16 protein-coding genes and 2 riboswitches are annotated in these 19,539 nt (G+C 44.6%); of the genes, 1 reads left to right on the forward strand and 15 read right to left on the reverse strand.

What is annotated here, in order from left to right:
* Positions 1 to 30: 30 nt before the first annotated feature.
* The 3 genes from KQI91_RS01835 to KQI91_RS01845 form a co-directional block, all read right to left on the reverse strand.
* Positions 31 to 909, reverse strand: a complete 879-nt coding sequence (locus KQI91_RS01835) for an aldose 1-epimerase family protein (RefSeq protein WP_330654426.1) — start codon at positions 907 to 909, stop codon at positions 31 to 33.
* 95 nt (positions 910 to 1,004) lie between these two features.
* Positions 1,005 to 3,443, reverse strand: coding sequence for a hypothetical protein (locus KQI91_RS01840; protein ID WP_216391176.1), 2,439 nt, complete (start codon positions 3,441 to 3,443; stop codon positions 1,005 to 1,007).
* Positions 3,421 to 5,517, reverse strand: coding sequence for an efflux RND transporter permease subunit (locus KQI91_RS01845; protein ID WP_216391177.1), 2,097 nt, complete (start codon positions 5,515 to 5,517; stop codon positions 3,421 to 3,423). Before KQI91_RS01845 ends, KQI91_RS01840 begins: the two co-directional genes overlap by 23 nt.
* Before the next feature lie 205 nt (positions 5,518 to 5,722).
* Between KQI91_RS01845 and KQI91_RS01850 the strand changes: the two genes are divergently transcribed.
* Positions 5,723 to 6,298 carry a TetR/AcrR family transcriptional regulator gene (locus KQI91_RS01850; protein ID WP_216391178.1) on the forward strand — a complete coding sequence of 192 codons (576 nt, stop codon included), beginning with the start codon at positions 5,723 to 5,725 and terminating at the stop codon, positions 6,296 to 6,298.
* A 101-nt stretch (positions 6,299 to 6,399) separates the two neighbouring features.
* On the opposite strand, the gene KQI91_RS01855 is transcribed toward KQI91_RS01850, so the two are convergent.
* The 12 genes from KQI91_RS01855 to KQI91_RS01910 all read right to left on the reverse strand — a co-directional run bounded on the left by KQI91_RS01855 (position 6,400) and on the right by KQI91_RS01910 (position 19,465).
* Entirely contained in the window at positions 6,400 to 7,770 is a 1,371-nt protein-coding gene (locus KQI91_RS01855; protein WP_216391179.1) for an NAD(P)/FAD-dependent oxidoreductase, read from the reverse strand.
* Between the two features lie 345 nt (positions 7,771 to 8,115).
* Entirely contained in the window at positions 8,116 to 8,583 is a 468-nt protein-coding gene (locus KQI91_RS01860) for a TspO/MBR family protein (RefSeq protein ID WP_253288321.1), read from the reverse strand.
* A gap of 119 nt (positions 8,584 to 8,702) precedes the next feature.
* A complete protein-coding gene (locus KQI91_RS01865) occupies positions 8,703 to 10,025 on the reverse strand; it encodes a 2-hydroxycarboxylate transporter family protein (protein WP_216391181.1) in 1,323 nt (440 codons plus the stop codon).
* 215 nt (positions 10,026 to 10,240) lie between these two features.
* On the reverse strand, positions 10,241 to 11,656 hold the full coding sequence (locus KQI91_RS01870; protein WP_216391182.1) for an alanine/glycine:cation symporter family protein: 1,416 nt from the start codon (positions 11,654 to 11,656) through the stop codon (positions 10,241 to 10,243).
* Between the two features lie 152 nt (positions 11,657 to 11,808).
* A riboswitch (glycine riboswitch) is annotated at positions 11,809 to 11,908 on the reverse strand.
* Positions 11,909 to 11,917: 9 nt separating this feature from the next.
* Positions 11,918 to 11,992: riboswitch (glycine riboswitch) on the reverse strand.
* A gap of 106 nt (positions 11,993 to 12,098) precedes the next feature.
* Positions 12,099 to 13,343, reverse strand: coding sequence for a 3-isopropylmalate dehydratase large subunit (locus KQI91_RS01875; RefSeq protein ID WP_216391183.1), 1,245 nt, complete (start codon positions 13,341 to 13,343; stop codon positions 12,099 to 12,101).
* A gap of 13 nt (positions 13,344 to 13,356) precedes the next feature.
* Positions 13,357 to 13,848, reverse strand: a complete 492-nt coding sequence (locus KQI91_RS01880; RefSeq protein ID WP_173904117.1) for a LeuD/DmdB family oxidoreductase small subunit — start codon at positions 13,846 to 13,848, stop codon at positions 13,357 to 13,359.
* A gap of 49 nt (positions 13,849 to 13,897) precedes the next feature.
* Complete coding sequence (locus KQI91_RS01885; protein WP_005426416.1) at positions 13,898 to 15,148, reverse strand: 3-isopropylmalate dehydratase large subunit; 1,251 nt, start codon at positions 15,146 to 15,148, stop codon at positions 13,898 to 13,900.
* A gap of 2 nt (positions 15,149 to 15,150) precedes the next feature.
* On the reverse strand, positions 15,151 to 15,633 hold the full coding sequence (locus KQI91_RS01890) for a LeuD/DmdB family oxidoreductase small subunit (RefSeq protein ID WP_022214671.1): 483 nt from the start codon (positions 15,631 to 15,633) through the stop codon (positions 15,151 to 15,153).
* A 97-nt stretch (positions 15,634 to 15,730) separates the two neighbouring features.
* Complete coding sequence (locus KQI91_RS01895; RefSeq protein ID WP_216391184.1) at positions 15,731 to 17,080, reverse strand: MATE family efflux transporter; 1,350 nt, start codon at positions 17,078 to 17,080, stop codon at positions 15,731 to 15,733.
* A 269-nt stretch (positions 17,081 to 17,349) separates the two neighbouring features.
* Positions 17,350 to 17,838, reverse strand: a complete 489-nt coding sequence (locus tag KQI91_RS01900; protein WP_216391185.1) for an N-acetyltransferase — start codon at positions 17,836 to 17,838, stop codon at positions 17,350 to 17,352.
* Positions 17,839 to 17,895: 57 nt separating this feature from the next.
* A complete protein-coding gene (locus KQI91_RS01905) occupies positions 17,896 to 18,399 on the reverse strand; it encodes a gamma carbonic anhydrase family protein (protein WP_216391186.1) in 504 nt (167 codons plus the stop codon).
* Positions 18,400 to 18,535: 136 nt separating this feature from the next.
* Entirely contained in the window at positions 18,536 to 19,465 is a 930-nt protein-coding gene (locus KQI91_RS01910; RefSeq protein WP_216391187.1) for an AEC family transporter, read from the reverse strand.
* Positions 19,466 to 19,539 lie beyond the last annotated feature (74 nt).

Genomic DNA, 19,539 nt, shown 5'->3' on the forward strand with positions numbered 1-19,539 from the left:
TCTTTTTATGTAAATATTTTTATGTAGAAGTTACTTCATCGAAATCACATAAGATTTTTCAAATATTTCTTCTGGTTTCAATGTATTGATATTCGGTTTCTGAGACAATTCTTTGTCATATCCGGTATTGTCACAACGTCCCATCCATGGTTCCAGGCAGACAAACGGTGCCCCGATCGCTGACCAGATTCCAAAGTTCGGGAATCCATCACAGGAAATTTCCACATATGGTGTACCGTCCGGCAGTGTAATACCTGCTTTTGTAATCTGTCCATCATCAAAGATCAATGCTCCCTCATCAAACATATGCGCATCAATCAGACAAGTACCATCCTCCAGTTCCAGAGTATGCGTCTGATCTGGAACAGCAGTTCCGAACTCCGGATTTAGCAGACAGTAAGTAAGTTCTTTCTGACCGCTGAACGTAAGGTGATACTGGCTCTGTACAGTATCCGGGAGAGCCGGAACATTAAATGCCGGGTGGGCTCCGATTGTAAAGTACATAGTCTCCTGATCTTTATTTACTACTTTCCATGATACTGTCAGATCTCGTCCATTCAGTGTATGTGTGATATATAACCGGAACTCATATGGCCATGCCTTTTTGGTCTCATCCGTTGCTTCCAGTAAATGCGTAACAGAAGTTTCACTCTCTTCCGTACAGGTAAACTCCATGTCACGTGCAAACCCATGCTGACCGGATGTATAGGTCTTTCCATCTATCAGGCAATGATCCTGATACAGCCTTCCTACATTCGGGAACAGTACCGGTGCATGGCGTTTCCAGTATGCAGGATCTGCATTCCAAAGCACTTCCCTTTCATTTTTCTTGTCAAAGATTCCAGATAATTCTGCACCGTAATCGCTGATTGTTACACGGAGCTGCTCATTTTCAAGTATACGCATCATAAAACCTCCATATGAATTTTTCTGTTTCTATTGTATCACAAAATTCATATGGAGGCGGATCAAATCACCAGATATTTTTTATTTCTTCGTTTCTTTTATTTTTTTATATCATCGGTACGGATTGCGAACTGCACCAGTCCGATGTCTTTATTGTCTGCAGAAACAAAAGATATCGGTGTATAATCGCTTCCGGAAATCTCATCCAGCATTTTGTCAATCTCATCTTCTATCTGCTGGTCAATGTCGGATGTTTTGTCTTTGAATTCCGCAGTTCCATCTTTCAGTTCCTGTGCCCCGTCATCCAGGTCTTTCAGACCATCCACAAGCTGAACACTTCCGTCGTTCAGAGAATCTGCCCCACTCTTTAATGACTGCATACCGCTGAGTGCACTGGTAATTCCACCGGATACCTGGCTGACACCTGACACAAGGCTGGATGCCCCACTTCGAAGTAATGAGGCTGATGTAGCCAGCTGATTTCCACCTGAGATCAATTTGTCATCATTCTTCTGCAGTTTTGTGAATCCATCGTTCAGCTGTTTAATTCCTTTTGCCGCTGTTGGAAGGTCTTTTGTCGCACTCTGGAGCTGTGTCAGACCAGCGCCAACCTGAGAAATGCCACTCTGCAGAGCATTTGCACCCTGGCATGCACTGTCAATTGCAGACTGCAGCTGTCCGATCATATTCTGCATATCATCTGAAACATTGATCCGTCCTGCCATTGCTCCGAACTGATCTGCTGCTGACTGGAATCCGGATGCTGCTTCTGATAAAGAGGAAGCAGATGCTGCCAGCTGTGCTGCCTGTGCCTGAATGTTTGCATCTTCGCCCGGCATGGAAACAGATACAGCAGAAGTATCCGGTGCAGATACACCCTCAATGCCTCCGGTACCTTCTACACTTACTCTGGATGCTTTCAATCCACCAATAATTCCAGATGCCTGGTCTCCGTCAATTGCCCCGGATGCAACTGCAGAATTAACAGCTGCAATTGCCGCATCGATCTGGCTGTTTGCAGAAGCCGCGCTTGCGCTGAGCTGTTCATTTGCTGTACTAATCTGTCCGTTTGCCCTCTCTACCTGTTCATTTATCTGTGCTGCCATGCTTGCACCGCTTGACGCGAGCTGTTCATTTGCAGCTGCCGCCTGACTGTTCAGGCTCTCAAGTACTGCACTGTGACTTGCACTGATGGACTGTGCCATTCCCGCATCTGCCTGCAAAAGCTGAGCCATCTGAGAAAACTGTGCAGAAAGTGTATTTAAGGAATCTTTTGCCTGCACGAGTCCCTGTACCAGTGCCTCAAGCTGCTGTGCACTTGAAGATGCCGCCAGCTCATCCACCTGTGTTTTCAGCTGTGCCAATCCAGTGCTCAGCTGTGCAGAACCGGTGGTCAGATCCTGGCCGCTTCCATCCCCATTTACTGCTGCTGACAGTTTTGTTACTGCCGTAGTAACCTCTCCAAGACTTTCCAGTGCTTTCAGCTGTTTTGCACCATCTGCCAGCTGTCCGGTTCCTTTGATATACTGTTTCATTCCGGAGATCAGGCTTGCTGTTCCAGATGTATACTGTTGAATTCCGCTCTGCAGGCTGACTGCTCCAGATAACAGCGACTGGCTGCCGGAATTCAGTGTATTTCCGCCATCCAGCAAAGTTGCTGTTCCGGAAGCAAGGGTATCTGTACCATCACTGAGTTCCTGACTTCCTTCCAGTGCATCTGCCATTCCGTCTTTGAGTTCTTTCGCACCATCATCAAGATCTTTTGTCGCATCGGTGATCTCTTTTGTCTTATCTTTCAGAGAAGAAGTATCAATAGAATCTTTATCAATATCAAATCCCATCGGAACGCCTTTGAAGGTGATTCCATCCATCTCGAAGTCTTCTACATCTGCTTCAATCTTAATATCTTTTTCCTGATCTGCCATGATATTGTAGAGAAGCTGGCGGTCTTTTCCTACATTTCCTGCTGTTGCCCCATCAGCTTCGATATTGGAGCAGAGCTCTGTATTGAGGACGACTGTTGCCTGGAGAAGATAATTTTCGAAGAAAGTGCTGTTGCAGTTTTTATTCTCGCTTGTTTTGATCTCGATCTCCAGATGTCCGCTCTTTCCTGCCAGCTCGGAAGCCGCGATCGGTGCTCCGTCCAGTTTGTAGCTGATCGAAATGTTCCACGGAATATCTTTCGTTTTCAGGTTTCCCTGATAATAGAATTTTCCTTTTGTGACATCTACTGAAACCTGATCACCATTCTGTGTGATCTCTGACTCTGTCGTCAGATTTTTTACGGAACTATAATTTCCGTAATCTGTCACTTCACTGTCAGATGTGGAAGTAAATTCATTTACCACATATATGTCTGAGACAGTTCCATCTTCCATCAGAGTGACATATACATTTTCATCTTTTAATAAATCTGTATCAGCAGCCAGTACCGGAAGTACGCTTCCCGCACCAAGTACTGCACTCAGCGCAATTGCCGTTGTTTTTAAAATAATGTTTTTGCGTTTTCCTGAATTACTTTTTCGATTTCGGTTCATGATGTTTTACCTCCCTGTAAAATTTTGTATGCATAGTTGTTTTTTCTATCACTCTGTCAAAAAGTATCAGCATTGCCGGCAGGACGGTCAGTACAAGAACAAAGGAAATGACTGCCCCTCTTCCGACCAGGGTTCCGAGCTGACTTAAGACAAGGTTTGTGGAAATCTTTCCAAGTGCAAGTCCCGCAATCGTCAGGATACCTGCTGAGGTAAGCAGTGAAAGGACGCACATGCGGATACTTTCTCTTGCCGCATCTCTTTTGTTTCTGGTACGCCGTTCTTCCAGATATCTTCCGGTAAACAGGATCGCATAGTCGATCGTTGCTCCAAGCTGTACAGAACTGATGATCAGATATGCAATATAATGAAGTGTTGTTCCCTGCATGTATGGAATCGCGAGGTTGATCCAGATGGACAGCTCGATCACCAGTGTCAGAATCACCGGAAGTGTGATTGACTTGAAGTTAAACAGAAGAATTGCAAATACGAACGCAATTGCAAGAATGTTAACTCTGCTGTTATCCTCCGTGATCGTTTCTTTCAGATCCTTGGTACTTGCCAGATCACCTGCAATCTTTACCTCATCACCATAATATTTTTCGCAGATCTTATAAACTTCGTTCAGTTTCTCTGTCCATCCTTCTTCGGATTCCTCAGTACTCAACGTCACTACAAAACGACTGTAATTCTCTGAATAAAGCTGTGAAAGTGAATCTGACGGAACAAAGCCATCCGGAATCGTTGATCCCACACTGTCTACATAAGAAATCACAGAAGTTACATTTTCATTATCATTCAGTTCCTCACTCAATGCGATTTCTTTACTGGTGTCTCCTTTTGGTACCATAATGACAAGTGGATTGGATGCCCCGTATTCATCTTCAATACTCAAAAGATCTCGCCCCATCTGTGTGGCATTCGTACTGTAAATACGACTGCCACCATAGAGGAAGGAGTTTTCTCCCTGTGCGATAAAACATGGAACCGCAATCACTACTGCGATCAGCAGTGCCGGAATCCAGATTTTCATAACGGCTCCTGCAAATTTATGGAAATCCGGGAAAAAGGATTTATGCTGCGTCTTATCAATCAGTTTATAAGTACTGATTGCCAGTGCCGGCAGGAAGCAGAGTACACAGAGAAGGCTGAATACGATCGCTTTTGCCATGACCCATCCCATATCCGGTCCGATCTTGAACCGCATCAGAATCAGTGCCGCAAAACCGGTCACTGTTGTAAGACCACTGGAAAGCACCGAGCCTGTGGACTGTTTTACTGCCGCCACCATGGCATCCTGAACATCCTTACCTTCCGCTCTGTTTTCTGCAAATCTGTGAAGCAGGAAAATGGAATAATCCATGGAAACAGCAAGCTGTAAAACACTTCCTGCTGCATTGGTAACAAAGGAAATCTCTCCAAACATCAGGTTTGTTCCACGGTTCAGCATGATTGCAATACCAATCGTGATCATAAAAAGTACCGGCTCAAACCAGGAATTTGTTGTCAGTAGCAATACAATAAAGGTCACCGGAAGCACAAATAACATGATTTTCTGGATATCAGCGGATGTATGGAACGGTGACAATGCATCTGTGACTGCTGTTCCTGACATGGCATTATCATCACCGATAATATCGCGAATCTCATCAACCGCTGCTTTTTTCTCAGTCTCATCATCAACGATTGTCACAGAATAAAGTGCATCGGAATCTTTGTACCACTCATCAACAGTATCCTGATCTGCATCTTCCAGTGGTTCATAGATGTCCACCACATCATCTAACCAGTTGACTTCTTCTACACCATCAACCTGTTCTATTTTTTCCTTATACTCCAGTGCCTGTGGAATCGTCACATCGTGTATGACCACTCTCATATTCGGCACAGGCTGGCTGTATTCTTCTTCCATCGTGTCGAGTGCAACTGTGGATGCAGCATCATCCGGCAGGTAATCTGCAAACTTATAGTTTACACCAACCTTTGTGGAAAGCCCTGCACAGACCACCGCAAGAAACACGAAGACTACTATGATCATTTTTCTGTGTTTCAGAATAAATGAAGTATAACGTTCCATTTTCGTCCTCCCTTTTTTCTCTTTTTCAAAATCAACACTTGTTTATTTTTCAACTCGTGGTATAGTATAGTCAGAAGGCAGAAAAAACTCAATAATCAATATTTTTACAGCAGTTTATTTTTCAACACATGTTCATTATTTTGTTCAATCTTTTGCAAAATTTTTGAAAGCTGTTCCTCATGGCAGCAGAAATGGAGTTATTTTTATGAATACAAAGGGAAAAAACAGAAGTGTTCAGCGCACACAGGCACTACTCAAAGACGGACTTACAGAACTGATGCAGACCAAACCGGTACAGAATATCACTGTCCGCGAACTGACCGACCATGTCAATCTGAACCGTGGAACCTTTTATCTGCATTACAAGGATATCCAGGATCTTCTGGAACACCTGGAAAATGATATACTGGATGAATTTATTGAAATCACCAATTCCCATCAGCCACAGGATATGAAGGGAAAACCATTCCCGCTGATCTGCGATCTTTATAAGTTTCTTGAAAAGAATTCAGATTTTGTGAGACTTATCCTAGTCAATAATCAGGAACAGAATTTTGAAAATCGATTAAAAGATATTCTCCGTGAACGCTGCACAAAGGACTGGGACGAGATTTTCGCCAACGCGGATCCCAAACTGAGTGAAATCTACTCTTCCTATGTGCTGTCCGGCTGCATCGGCATCATCGAAAACTGGATCCGAAATGACACCCGCCAGAGCCCGGAAGAACTCGCCCGTTATACGGAGGATATTATGCTGAAGGGGTTGAATATACTGAAATAAATCAGCCAGGGCAGCCCGTTCGGACTGCCCTGCTTCACAAAAAATCCCACAAACTGTTATCTTACAGTTCATGGGATTTTTTTATCTTATATCTGATTGGCTTAGTTCTGCTCTACGATATGTCTAGCTACGTAAATACCGCTTGCAGATGCGTGGGACAGGGAGTGGGTGACACCACTTCCATCTCCAATCACGTACAGACCCTTGTGGCAGCTTTCGAGGTTGTCGTCGATCTCAACTTCCATGTTGTAGAATTTAACTTCCACACCGTACAGAAGGGTATCGTCGTTTGCAGTTCCCGGTGCTACTTTGTCCAGGGCGTAGATCATCTCAATGATTCCGTCCAGGATACGTTTCGGAAGTACGAGGCTTAAGTCTCCAGGTGTTGCTGTAAGAGTTGGTCTTACCAAGCCTTCTTCCACACGTTTCACGGTACTTCTACGTCCACGTACAAGGTCACCAAAACGCTGTACGATAACACCACCACCAAGCATGTTGGAAAGTCTTGCGATACTTTCGCCGTATCCGTTACTGTCCTTAAATGGCTCAGAAAAATGCTTGGAAACGAGAAGTGCGAAGTTTGTATTCTCTGTCTTCTTCTCATCACCTTCATAGCTGTGGCCATTTACCGTGATGATGCCGTTGGTATTTTCGTTTACTACGATTCCGTTCGGGTTCATGCAGAAAGTACGGACGTTATCTTCGAATTTCTCTGTACGATACACGATCTTGCTCTCATACAGTTCATCCGTCAGATGTGAGAAGATAACTGCCGGAATCTCAACACGCACACCGATATCCACACGGTTTGATTTGGTCGGGATCTTCAGGTCTTTACAGACAGTTTCCATCCATTTGCTTCCGCTTCGTCCAACAGAAACAATACATTTCTTACATTCATAAGAACCTTTTTCACAGATTACACGATATCCGTCTTCCAACACTTCCAGTTTCTGTACCGGTGTGTCGAAATAAAAATCCACATGATCTTTCATTGCATTGTACAGGTTCTCAAGAACGATATAATTGATATCTGTTCCCAGATGACGCACAGATGCATCCAGCAGGTTCAGTTTGTTCTGCAGGCAGAGTTTCTTGAACTTGGTTCCTGCTGTGGAATAAAGCTTGGTTCCCTGACCGCCATATTCCATATTGATATCGTCAACGTATTTCATCAGCTCAATTGCCTGGCTCTTGCCGATATGCTCGTACAGGGTTCCGCCGAAATCGTTGGTGATATTATATTTTCCATCGGAGAATGCTCCTGCGCCACCGAAACCGCACATGATCGAACATCTCTTACAGTTGATACAGTTCTTTATCTTCTTGCCGTCGATCGGGCATTTTCTCTTCTCAAGGGAATATCCCTCTTCAAAAACTGCCACTTTACAATCTGGCTTTTCTTTCATTAATTCATACGCTGCAAAAATTCCTCCAGGACCAGCGCCGATAATGATCACATCATAGTTCATGCCTTTTCCTCCTTGTAAGCATTACTTCCCATTTGTTTATATACCTCATCCATATGTGACAGGGAACATTCCCCGTTGCATAAAAAAAGCTGTCGCAGAAGGTATCGTGACGGGTTCTGTCACTTCCATTCATTACGGCAGTTGGAAAAATGGCTACTGTTTATTCCGTTCACAGCAACTTAAACATAATCCTTATCTATACTACAGGATTCTCTCATTTTTGTCAAGCATTGTTTTTCCATGAAAATCAGATGTTTTTCTGCAAAACACAAAAGTGGCTGCAGTCTATGTCAAACCGTAAAAAGCACCGCCTTCTCAGACAGTGCTTCGTTACTGCTGTTCTTCTCAGTTGAGCAGAAAAATAAAGAAATTCAGATAACCTGCAAAGGTCAGCCACACCAGATACGGAATCATCAGATATCCGGCATTCTGTGAGATTTCTGAAAATGACTTCATGCAAAGGTATACCAGATACCACAAAAGAAGCAGCCATACAAATGCAAAGAGATACCATCCTGCATTAAAGAAAAATACCGGCCACAGGAAATTTACCGCTAACTGCAGCCCATACAGTGTCAGTGCTTTTTTACGTTCTTCTGTTTTTGGTGAAATCGCAACGAGATAAGAAGCTGTTCCCATCATCGCAAACAGCCCTGTCCATACTACAGGAAATACCCAGCCCGGCGGTGTCAGAGGCGGCTGTTTTAATTTTTCAAACGTATCCATGCTTCCCTGCGTAAGAAAGCCTGAAACTGCCCCGACTCCAAGTGGCACCGCCAGCGCAGTCAGCAGTGTTTTTGTTTTTTTCTTCAAAAAAATTCCTCCTGTTCTCATCATCACTGTCTAGTGTATGAAAAACAGAAGGAATTATGCGTTACTGTGCACATTGTTCACAGCAACTTTTTTCGGCTAAAATTTTAATTTATCGCTTCTTACATCCAGAACGAGAACAGGAAGCTTGCGATGATCAGCACGATACCGCCTCCAAGTCTGGAAGAAAGCTGAGCGTACGCCATCAGATCCATACGTTTTGCTGCACCAAGTACGGCAACATCTCCGTTTCCACCGCGATTTGCCATGCACAGACCTGCTGTGATTGCAGAATCGATCGGATAAAATCCAACAAGCTGTCCAACCAGAGCTGAACCAACGATCGCGCCGATAACGATCAGAAGCGCAATTACTACATTGGATACTGTACATGCAGAAACCAGTTCACCAAGGTCAAAGTCAAAACCAAGACCGGCCATCATAACAACCGCGAATGCTTTGTTCACGAACTTCTGAAGACGTTTTGCACCTGCACGGATATTTTTCGGGATCACACCAGTTGCAGACAGAATAACTACAAACACGATCATGTATGCATATTCATGAATCGGTGCTCCAAAGATTGTCGGCAGGATATATCCGGAAAACAGCTGTCCGACAGCATAGCTTCCGAAGATTACCATGATTGCACCGCACATATCGGAGAATGTTGGCTCTTCTTCTTTTTTATCTGCAACATCAAAATTGCTGTTTCGAAGAAGTGTCTTTTTGTCACCGGTCAGCTTCGGACATTTATCGCCCAGTGCATTTAAAAGTGCACCACCAATGATGGACATGATATTCGCAATCGTCAGGATAACAATTGCAAAAGCATAGTAACTTACCGCTGACTGTCCTGTTACCTTTTCATAGATTTCAGACATCGGTACAGCTCCTGCACCGTTTCCACCGCCCATAACAGGAAGTACATATTTCAGAATAACCGTTGTCGGATCAATCCCGAAGATCAGACCGCCAAGTGCACCGAATGCCATTGCTGCTACAAGACCGCCAAGGATTGCCGGGAAATATCCGACAAAGGATTTCAGGAGAATCTTCTTTTCCAGTGAAAGTACAGATCCTGTGATCAGGATAATGATCCAGATCGTTGTAAATCCAACAGTATCTCCTCCGATAAATTCGTTGATCGGATCCAGATACACTTCCGGAATCAGAGATAACTGGCGGATGATCGCAGTTCCAAAAAATGCAGCCAGCACACCGCCGCCGATATAAGTATTCCAGATTGGCAAACGCTCGCCAAGTTCAAAAAACAGAACTCCGTAAGCAATGATCAGTACCATGATGCTTGCGAAATCAGTTCCTAATGCTCCAAGCCATGCTGCCGCAATGACAACAATACAGCCAATGACCGTAATATACCATGGAGCACCGTATAATTTTAGGTCACTTAATGAATTCTTTTTCGCAGACTTTTCAGTCATTTTTCCTCCGTATACATAAGTTTGGATTTAGTGCGCACCAGATTTATGCATAACATTATTATAAGCCCCGCCTGCCCCGAAAAAAAATAATTTTAATGCATGATGCTATTGTAATCTGGAATATTTATAGTTTTTACACAAAAAAGCACAGTCAAAAAGGAATTCTCCCTTCTGCTGTGCTTCTTTCCTATAAGATTTGTGCGTAAATATGGCTCTTAGAGTTTATGTTTCTCTGCTTTGAAGAAATCTTTTGTTTCTTTAGCAACAACTCCGCTCAGTGCAAACAGTGCGATCATGTTCGGAATTGCCATCAGACCATTAAAGATATCTGCGATGGTCCATACAGCACTTACTGTCATGTATGGTCCGATAAATACTGCGATAATATATAACCAGCGGTATACGATAATCTTCTTCTGATGTCCGTTTGTCAGGTATTCCAGGCAGCGTTCACTGTAGTAATCCCATCCGAGGATTGTTGTAAATGCGAAGAAGACAAGACAGAGCATCAGTACAAATGCTGTGAATTTAGCCGGGAACGGAAGTCCGTGCTGGAATGCATAGGTAGTAACCTGCACACCTTCGATTCCTTCTACCTGCCATGCCCCTGTCAGGACGATGGAAAGACCTGTCATCGTACAGATAATGATCGTATCAATAAAAGTACCTGTCATGCTGACAAGACCCTGACGTACCGGTTCTTTTGTCTGCGCTGCTGCTGCTGCGATCGGTGCACTACCAAGACCAGCCTCATTTGAGAAGATTCCTCGTGCAACACCTTTCTGCATTGCTACGATCATAGAACCAACCACACCACCGGTTACTGCACTTGGATTAAATGCTGCTTTGACAACCGTTACGATTGCTGCCGGAATTTCTGTAATATTGCAGATGATCAGTGTAACACTGAAAATGATATAGATCACTGCCATAAATGGTACAATGATCTGGCTTACAGTTGCGATTCGTTTCAGTCCACCGATCAGGATCGCTGCTACACAGAATGCAAGGATCAGAGAAGAAACAACAACTGCGATGGAATACTGTCCCAGGAATGGGATATTGATGCAGTTTGTCTTGTCCGGATCAAAGAAGTTCTGTACAGCACTGGAAATACCATTTACCTGGCTGAATGTACCGATACCAAAAAGGCCTACACAGACACCAAAGAATGCAAAAACTTTACCAAGCCATTTCCATTTCGGTCCCATACCTTTCTCGATATAATAGAATGGTCCGCCAAGGCTGTGTCCGTCTTCTGCAACCACACGGTATTTTACCGCCAGAAGACCTTCGGAATATTTGGTTGCCATTCCGAAGAATGCTGCCACGATCATCCAGAAAAGTGCTCCCGGACCTCCGGCACAGACTGCTGTTGCAACACCTACGATATTACCGGTACCGATGGTTGCGCTCAATGCTGTACACAGAGCTGCAAAACTGGAGATCTCACCGTCTCCTTCTTCTTCATTCTTGAACATCCATTTCAGTGCCAATGGAAGACGGCGTACCTGAAGCAGCCCAAGTCTGCTGGTAAGAAGAACACCACCGGCTATAATCAGTACCATAAGCGGCACGCCCCAGACTTTGTCATCCACTGCAACTAAGAAATTGTTGATTGCTTCCCACATCTCAAAAAGTTCTCCTTATGTATGTATTTTTCAGCATCATAAAAAGGGAAATTAAAATAAGAATCATTCTCTGATAAAAATTAGAATCTCTGAAACTCAGACTATAAAAAATAGAACTAATAAAAGAATACACTGTCAGGATGTAGTTACTAAAAGCATCCTCTGTCCTTTTGCCTGAGAGATTCAAGACGTTTACACGTCGCTTGCACCTTCGGCCCCTGTATCGAAACAGGTGTCTCCAGAGATACGATCCATTTACAGTTTCTGTCCGAAATCACGGATACCTGAGAGTTTTACTCCTTCGGTGGGCTTACGCCTCTTTCCTGCAAACTTCTCCTCGTTATTGCTGTTACTGCGTTATACTATAGTGCTAAATCGCAAAAAAGTCAAGATAGGAAAAATTATTCTTCCCTCTTGACTTTTTTTGTATTGCAAATTTTTATTATTTCGGGCTGACGATTTTTCCTGCAATCGCACATGCCGCTGCAGTTTTTGGAGATGCCAGATAGATTTCTACCTTGGAAGTTCCCATACGACCAAGGAAGTTACGGTTGTTTGTTGCCACAACACGCTCTCCGTCTGTCAGGATACCGCCTGCACGTCCACAGCACAGTCCACATCCCGGATGTGTGATCATTGCGCCTGCCTCTGCCAGAGTGTCCAGAATACCAAGCTCGATCGCCTGTCTGTAAATCTTGCGGCTTGCCGGTGTTACGATCAGTTTTACATAGTCGGCAACTTTTTTGCCTTTCAGAACTTCAGCGGCTGCTGCAAGGTCTTCCAGACGGCCGTTTGTACAGGATCCGATAAATACCTGATCGATCTCAGTTCCTTCCAGGGTGCTGACATCACGGATCTTGTCTACCTGTGACGGGCATGCCATAACCGGAACAAGGTCCTCGGCACGGTAAGTTATTGTCTTGAGATATGCTGCATCCTCATCACCGACAAGGCTCTTCTGGAAATCATTCAGTTCAATCTCACAGTACTCTGCTGTCTTTTCATCCGGTGTGAAGAGTGCACATTTTGCACCGGCTTCGATCGCCATGTTTGCGATAGTCATGCGGCTTGCCACGGACATATTCTTGACTGCGCTTCCTGTGAATTCCAGTGCACGGTAAGTAGCACCATCTGCGCCGAGATCTCCGATCAGACGAAGGATCACATCTTTGGACATAACATTCTCCGGAAGTTCTCCCTCGATCACAACCTTAATAGTCTCCGGAACTTTGATCCACATGGTTCCTGTTCCAAGGATACTTGCCATCTCTGTATATCCGATACCAGAAGAAAATGCGCCGACACATCCGTAAGTAGTTGTGTGGCTGTCTGTACCAAATACGATATTACCCGGTTTGACATAGCCAGCCTCTGTCATCAGCTGATGGCAGATTCCGTCACTTCTGTGTACGTTTTTCATTCCGTATTTCTCTGCAAAAGCATCTCCTGTGTGGAAATGTCTGGTATCGTCAAGCTGGCTTGCCGGAACAAGGTGGTCATAGATCAGAACTACCTTATCCGGGTCCCATAATTTCTGAAATCCCATCTCTTCAAATTTCTCTGCAACAAATGGAATAAAAATATCATGGATCATGACTCTGTCCACATTAACGGTCACGATATCGCCAGGTTTTACAGCATGACCCACATTGTTTCTGATAATCTTTTCGATAACTGTTTCGCCCATCTGACTCACCTCCTTAGTCCAGTCCATTCAGTTTACGCATGGCTTTTACAAGTCCGCCAGCCTGGATGATGCTCATCAGGTTCTCCGGCAGAGAAGCGATCGGGTACTGTTTTCCATCATAGTCAACATGTTCATTCATCACAACAGTCACGGTATCTCCCTCTTTGATATCATCGTGGAGATCCGGCTGCTCGATCAGCAGAAGTCCATTGTTGATGGAGTTTCTGAAGAAAATTCTTGCAAAAGATTTTGCAATGACACACTGGATTCCCAGTGCCTTGATGATCTCCGGTGCCTGCTCTCTGGAAGAGCCGCAGCCGAAGTTTTTGCCGGCAACAATGATGTCGCCTTTCTGGATCTGTCCTGCCAGTTCCGGACGGAGCGGACTGAATCCATACTGTTTCATATCGTCGATTGTCTTGAGTGCCAGATACTCGGTCGGAATGATGATATCGGTATCAATGTCATCCCCAAGTACCCAGACTTTACCTGTAAACTTTTCCATAATCTATGTATCCCTCACTGAATAAATTAAGTGTTTTCGTCGTACTTTCTCAGATCTCAGACGGCAGTGCGATCTTGCCTGCGATCGCAGATGCAGTAACAGTTGCTGCAGATCCAAGATATACTTTGGAGCTTGGATGTCCTGCACGTCCTTTGAAGTTACGTGTTCCTGTACTGATCAGGACTTCGTTTTCACCGATAACGCCCTGGCAGCTTCCCCAGCATACGCTGCAGTTCGGGTTCATAACGATCGCACCTGCTTCCATGAAAATGTCGATCAGGCCTTCTTTTAACGCCTGACGGTAAATTGTCTGGCTTGCCGGAACAACGAGGAAACGTACCTTGTCAGATACTTTCTTTCCTTTGATGATCTCGGCACCTACGCGCAGGTCTTCGATACGTCCGTTGTTGCAGGAGCCAAGGAATGCTTCGTTGATTTCAATTCCACATGCTTCTTCTGCCGGAACAACGTTGTCTACGAAATCCGGTTTTGCAACTACCGGGCGGACTTTACTGAGGTCAAAAGTATATTCTCTTACGTATTTTGCATCCGGATCGCTGTGGAATACAGCTTTTGGCTCACGTCCGTGCTCTTTGAGGTATTCCATTGCCTTTTCGTCTGCTTCAAAGATACCGGTCTTTGCACCTGCCTCTACTGCCATGTTGCAGAGAGTCATACGATCGCTGATGCTTAAAGTTTTTGCACCCTCTCCGGTGAATTCCATTACCTGATAGTTGCATCCGTTTGCACCTACTTCACCGATGATGGTAAGAATCAGGTCACGGGCGGTAACACCTTCCGGGAGTTTACCGGTCAGGTTGAATTTTACAGATTCCGGAACCAGTACCCAGGAAGTTCCTGTCACCATTCCATAGAGGAAGTCTGTACATCCGACACCAGTACCAAATGCGCCAAGTGCACCATAAGAACAGGTATGACTGTCCGCACCAAAGATCAGTTCACCCGGGCGAACATAATTCTCGATCATAACCTGATGGCAGACACCCTTGCCTTCCCAGAAATCAATGTTGTTTTCTTTTGCAAAATCTCTCATCTTCTTCTGAGATGCTGCTGTCTTCGGGCAGTCAGACGGTACGTTGTGGTCAACGATAAAAACAAGTTTCTTTGTGTCTGCAATGTGCGGATGGTTCAGTTTGTTTTTGTACATATCTACAGTCAGATGAGTAGTTCCGTCGTTACTCATCAGACGGTCAAGCTGTACGGTATGGATATCGCCAGGTTTGACACTGTCTACACCGGCTGCTGCTGCGATGATTTTTTCTGCGATTGTCATTCCCATGGTTATTTCTCCTCCTTGTTCAGTGAAGCGATCAGACCGCCCTGATTCAGAATTCCCTGCATATATTCCGGAAGTTTGGTACAGGTATAGGTCTTGCCGTTTGCAACTGCTGTACCGTCGGACATATGAAGTTCCATGGTATCTCCAGTCTGTACATCATCCGGAAGATCTTTACAGACGATCGCCGGAAGTCCGATGTTGATTGCGTTTCTGAAGAAAATTCTTGCGAAGGATTTGGCGATGACTGCCTGTACACCAAGTGCTTTGAGAACACCCGGTGCCTGCTCTCTGGAAGAGCCACAGCCGAAGTTCTCGCCGCCTACTACGAAATCTCCTGGTTTCACTTTTTTTGCAAAATCAGGATCTAATGATTCAAATGCATGACCTTTCATCTCATCCAGGTTCGGCAGAAGCAGATACTGGGATGCAATGATCTGGTCTGTATCAAGGTCATTATGAAATTTAAAAATTGTACCTTTTTCCATAATAATGATTCCTTTCTATGTATAACTATTCATTTTCTCTCTATTCTACCACAAAATCCCACAATAGCAAAATGTATATTCATAAGAATTATGCACTTTAAATTACTTTATGCTGCAGCCACTTGCGACTGTGGAATCTCCATGTAAAAATGATGCTGCGGACGGTCCAGTCTGCAAACATTCCGATCCAGACGCCCATCGGACCGAAACCCATGACTCTGATCAGAAATACACAGAGACAGAATCTGCACGCCCACATCGTACAGCAGGATGTGATCATGGAAAATTTCACATCTCCTGCCGCGCGGAGCCCATAACCTGGTACAAATGCCATTGTCCATACAACAGGCTTCACGATCGTGATCCACATCACCATATGGAAACACATATCTGCACTCTGTTTCTCCATACCTCCGAGAATCGTGACTGGTTTGGTGAGTGCAAATACGATCAGGCAGCTTGTCAATACTACGATTTCTGCGATCACACAGAGTTTCTTTATGTAATAGACTGCTTCGTCTTTTCTTCCTGCACCGAGACACTGACCGACAATCGTCATCAGCCCCACACCTACACCGATTGCTGCAATACCATTCAGGTTTTCCAGAATGTTTGTCATCGCCTGTGCTGCGATTGCTGCTGTTCCCAAAGTAGACACCGTGGACTGGATTGCCAGTTTGCCAAGCTGGAACATACTGTTTTCGACACCGGATGGAATTCCGATTCCGAGAATTCGTTTTATCATGGACCAGTTCGGACGGATTCTGAAATAATCACGTACAACAATTTCCTGACCTTCCCTTTCTTTTCGAAGCTGGATCAGTACTACTACCGCACAGAAAACACGGGAAAGCAGTGTAGAAAGCGCCGCGCCTGCCACACCCATGTGGAAACCCCAGATCATAACGGCATTTCCGACAATATTCATCACATTGGAAATCATGGATATGATCATAGGACCTCTGGTATTGTCCTGTGCGCGAAAAATAGATGCTGCTGAATCATACGCCGCAATAAACGGGAAGGACAGGGCTGTATAAAAGAAATAAATTTCTGATGCTCTCATAACTTCCGCTTCGACTGAACCAAAGATCAGCCTCAGAAGTGGCTTCTGGAAAACAAGACAGATCAGACTCACTGCTACTGAAATGGCTGTGATGATAAACAACACCTGTCTTGCAGATTCGTTTGCTTTTTCTTTGTTTCTCTGTCCGATATACTGTGCACAGACGATTGCACCGCCTGCCGCCAGTGCGGAAAATGCCTGAATGACGAGCACGTTGATGGAATCCACCAGCGATACCGCCGAAATTGCCGCCGAGCCGACATTACTTACCATCATGGTATCCGCAGTTCCCATGATTGAATTCAACAACTGTTCCAACACGACCGGAATAAGCAGATTCCGAATCATGCGATTCGTGAACATATGCTGTTGCTGTTCCATTTTTCTACCTCAACTCCCCCATAATTCTTTTTCAAATTTCGCCGGCGGTCATACCGCCTCTGACATTATGTTCCTTTAAACCAAATAATTCAAGTTTTTTAATTACTGTTCACTCCGTTCACAGTAATTTGGTCAAAATGCATTCCAAATCACCCTCGGTGATAGCATTTTGCCCCGTATGTCTCGGGATTTTGCCATATTCATGGCAAAACACCTCGCGGGATACTACCTGTAACGCAGATAACGTTTTTTTTACATATTATGACATATTATGGGAGCAGTTCATATGCAATGCGTGGGCTTCCATCCGGGACATGCACGATGCCGCAGCTTACGAAACCGTATTTTTCCAGTACGTGCTGCATTACTTTGTTATCCTTATGTGTATCGATCCGAAGATGTGATACCTGTGCGCTGCAGTAATCCATGACATGACCAAGGACACCCTGCACGATTCCGTCGCTGGCTACCCGATGCACGGCAGCATAAGGTTCCTCTGACTTCCAGCTGCCTTCTTCTATCTCCAGATAGGTCGGATCTTCTCCTATAATAAAGGCGAATACTGCATGAATGCCCTCTTCCTCCAGTACATACAGATTTCCCTGACGGATATCTTCTTCGATCAGAGCTTCCGGTTCGTCACCTTTGCCCCACTGTGAGTGGTTGCCATTTTTTCTCATAAACTGTCTTGCCATCTCGTAGATCTCCCGGATTCTCGGAAGATCCTCCGGTGTAGCTTTTCTTATTACATAGGACATGTTTTTCCTCACTCTCTGTAAATTATAATAGTTACCGTCCACTCCGTTCACAGCAGCTTATAATACGCCCTGTTTCTGCATCTCTCTTGACACGGAAACATATTCTTTGCTGTTCTCAAGAATTCCCAGTTTTTCTTCCCAGGTAAGATTTCGTTTGATTCTGGCAGGACTTCCCATTACAAGCGAGCCGTCCGGTATCACAGTATTCTTTGTCACAAGGCTTCCTGCTCCTATGATGCAGTCATTTCCAATCTTTGCTCCGTCAAGGATCACCGCCCCCATTCCGATCAGGCTCCTGTCTCCGATCGTGCAGCCATGGATCACTGCATTGTGCCCTACGGTGACATTATTTCCAATATGAACCGGCTTGTTGCGACTTACATGAACTGTACAGTTCTCCTGAATGTTGGACTCTTCCCCGATCACAACAGGAGCTTCATCTCCACGGATCACTGCGAAATAAAGTACACAACTGTCCCGCCCGATCGTCACATCTCCTGTGATCACCGACTGCTTTGCGATTCTCGCATCTTCTGATATTTTTACACTTTTATAATTCATTGTATTTTCCTCTGATTTCTACTGATATGATTTCAGTGTAACAAACCGTGCTTTTGCTGTCAATCAAGCACAAAAAAACGGACATGCAAAAGTGCCATATAGATTTGGGTTCCATATGGCACTAATATATCCTGTATTAATATGTAAAAAACGCAAGTATCATATACACCACAATCGACACAATACAATACAGCGAGTTTGTTGTAGACACATATGCGCTTCCATCTTCTCGCTTGAGGAATGTCTGCATACTGAATGTTGCCGGTGCAGACATATAGGTGATCACCGCAAGATCCAGTAATTTATTACTTCCGATGAAACTATGTACCGCCAGGAGGACTCCCACGATCATAACTGCCTGCAAAGCAATACGCATCACGATCGTCCGGATACACGGTCCAAAAAGTTCCGGTGTCAGTTCCATGCTGAAACCTACCACGATCAGGATGATCGCTGTCAGAGATGTGGTCAGAATACTTTCCACGCTTGTATAAATCCCGCCTGCCGGGCTTGCAAGCAGAAGTTTGATCACACCTGTCAATCCCGCAATGATTCCCAGAACACTTGCGATAAATGCCGGTGTTTTTACTGCGCTTACTGCAAGATTTTTTACATTGATCTTCTCACCGTTCTCGGTCTGTCCAAGCATTCCCATATAAATACTGAATCCAAAAAGCAGTCCCGCAATATCAAGAACTGCGATCTGTGACAGGTTTTCCTGACCGCAGAGACTTGTGTACAGAGGATATGCCATCGATCCGCCCTCATACACACTGACCATGAATGGCAGATACTTGCGGTAATTTTCGGTCATGAGCGGTTTCATAAGAAATCCGATACTGAAAGATACCACAAGCATGATAAACATGATACCGACCAATTTCGCCGTTTCTGCTCCATAATCCGACGTAGCCAGCGCATGAAAGATTGCTACAGGAAGCATGATGTTTGTGACCAGTGCTTTCATGTTGTCGATGCCGTTCTTGTTCAGCAGTTTCCATTTCCGGCATAAAATACCAAGAATGATCATCACCAGTACCGGCGATATGATTTCCAGAACCTTCATTTGTTTTTCTTCCTCCCCAAAATAATCAGCGGAGATGCCACTGACATCTCCTCGATATGCAACACAAAAAAATA

Origin of the sequence: Blautia sp. MSJ-19, assembly GCF_018918125.1 — a bacterium.
In the GTDB taxonomy this organism is placed as follows: Bacteria; Bacillota; Clostridia; order Lachnospirales; family Lachnospiraceae; genus Blautia_A.

What these genes read in the sequence shown, in the direction of transcription:
- KQI91_RS01835 (WP_330654426.1), bottom strand. Translation starts at nt 909, where the DNA reads ATGATGCGTATACTTGAAAATGAGCAGCTCCGTGTAACAATCAGCGAT.
- KQI91_RS01840 (WP_216391176.1), bottom strand. Translation starts at nt 3,443, where the DNA reads ATGAACCGAAATCGAAAAAGTAATTCAGGAAAACGCAAAAACATTATT.
- KQI91_RS01845 (WP_216391177.1), bottom strand. Translation starts at nt 5,517, where the DNA reads ATGGAACGTTATACTTCATTTATTCTGAAACACAGAAAAATGATCATA.
- KQI91_RS01850 (WP_216391178.1), top strand. Translation starts at nt 5,723, where the DNA reads ATGAATACAAAGGGAAAAAACAGAAGTGTTCAGCGCACACAGGCACTA.
- KQI91_RS01855 (WP_216391179.1), bottom strand. Translation starts at nt 7,770, where the DNA reads ATGAACTATGATGTGATCATTATCGGCGCTGGTCCTGGAGGAATTTTT.
- KQI91_RS01865 (WP_216391181.1), bottom strand. Translation starts at nt 10,025, where the DNA reads ATGACTGAAAAGTCTGCGAAAAAGAATTCATTAAGTGACCTAAAATTA.
- KQI91_RS01870 (WP_216391182.1), bottom strand. Translation starts at nt 11,656, where the DNA reads ATGTGGGAAGCAATCAACAATTTCTTAGTTGCAGTGGATGACAAAGTC.
- KQI91_RS01875 (WP_216391183.1), bottom strand. Translation starts at nt 13,343, where the DNA reads ATGGGCGAAACAGTTATCGAAAAGATTATCAGAAACAATGTGGGTCAT.
- KQI91_RS01880 (WP_173904117.1), bottom strand. Translation starts at nt 13,848, where the DNA reads ATGGAAAAGTTTACAGGTAAAGTCTGGGTACTTGGGGATGACATTGAT.
- KQI91_RS01885 (WP_005426416.1), bottom strand. Translation starts at nt 15,148, where the DNA reads ATGGGAATGACAATCGCAGAAAAAATCATCGCAGCAGCAGCCGGTGTA.
- KQI91_RS01890 (WP_022214671.1), bottom strand. Translation starts at nt 15,633, where the DNA reads ATGGAAAAAGGTACAATTTTTAAATTTCATAATGACCTTGATACAGAC.
- KQI91_RS01895 (WP_216391184.1), bottom strand. Translation starts at nt 17,080, where the DNA reads ATGGAACAGCAACAGCATATGTTCACGAATCGCATGATTCGGAATCTG.
- KQI91_RS01900 (WP_216391185.1), bottom strand. Translation starts at nt 17,838, where the DNA reads ATGTCCTATGTAATAAGAAAAGCTACACCGGAGGATCTTCCGAGAATC.
- KQI91_RS01905 (WP_216391186.1), bottom strand. Translation starts at nt 18,399, where the DNA reads ATGAATTATAAAAGTGTAAAAATATCAGAAGATGCGAGAATCGCAAAG.
- KQI91_RS01910 (WP_216391187.1), bottom strand. Translation starts at nt 19,465, where the DNA reads ATGAAGGTTCTGGAAATCATATCGCCGGTACTGGTGATGATCATTCTT.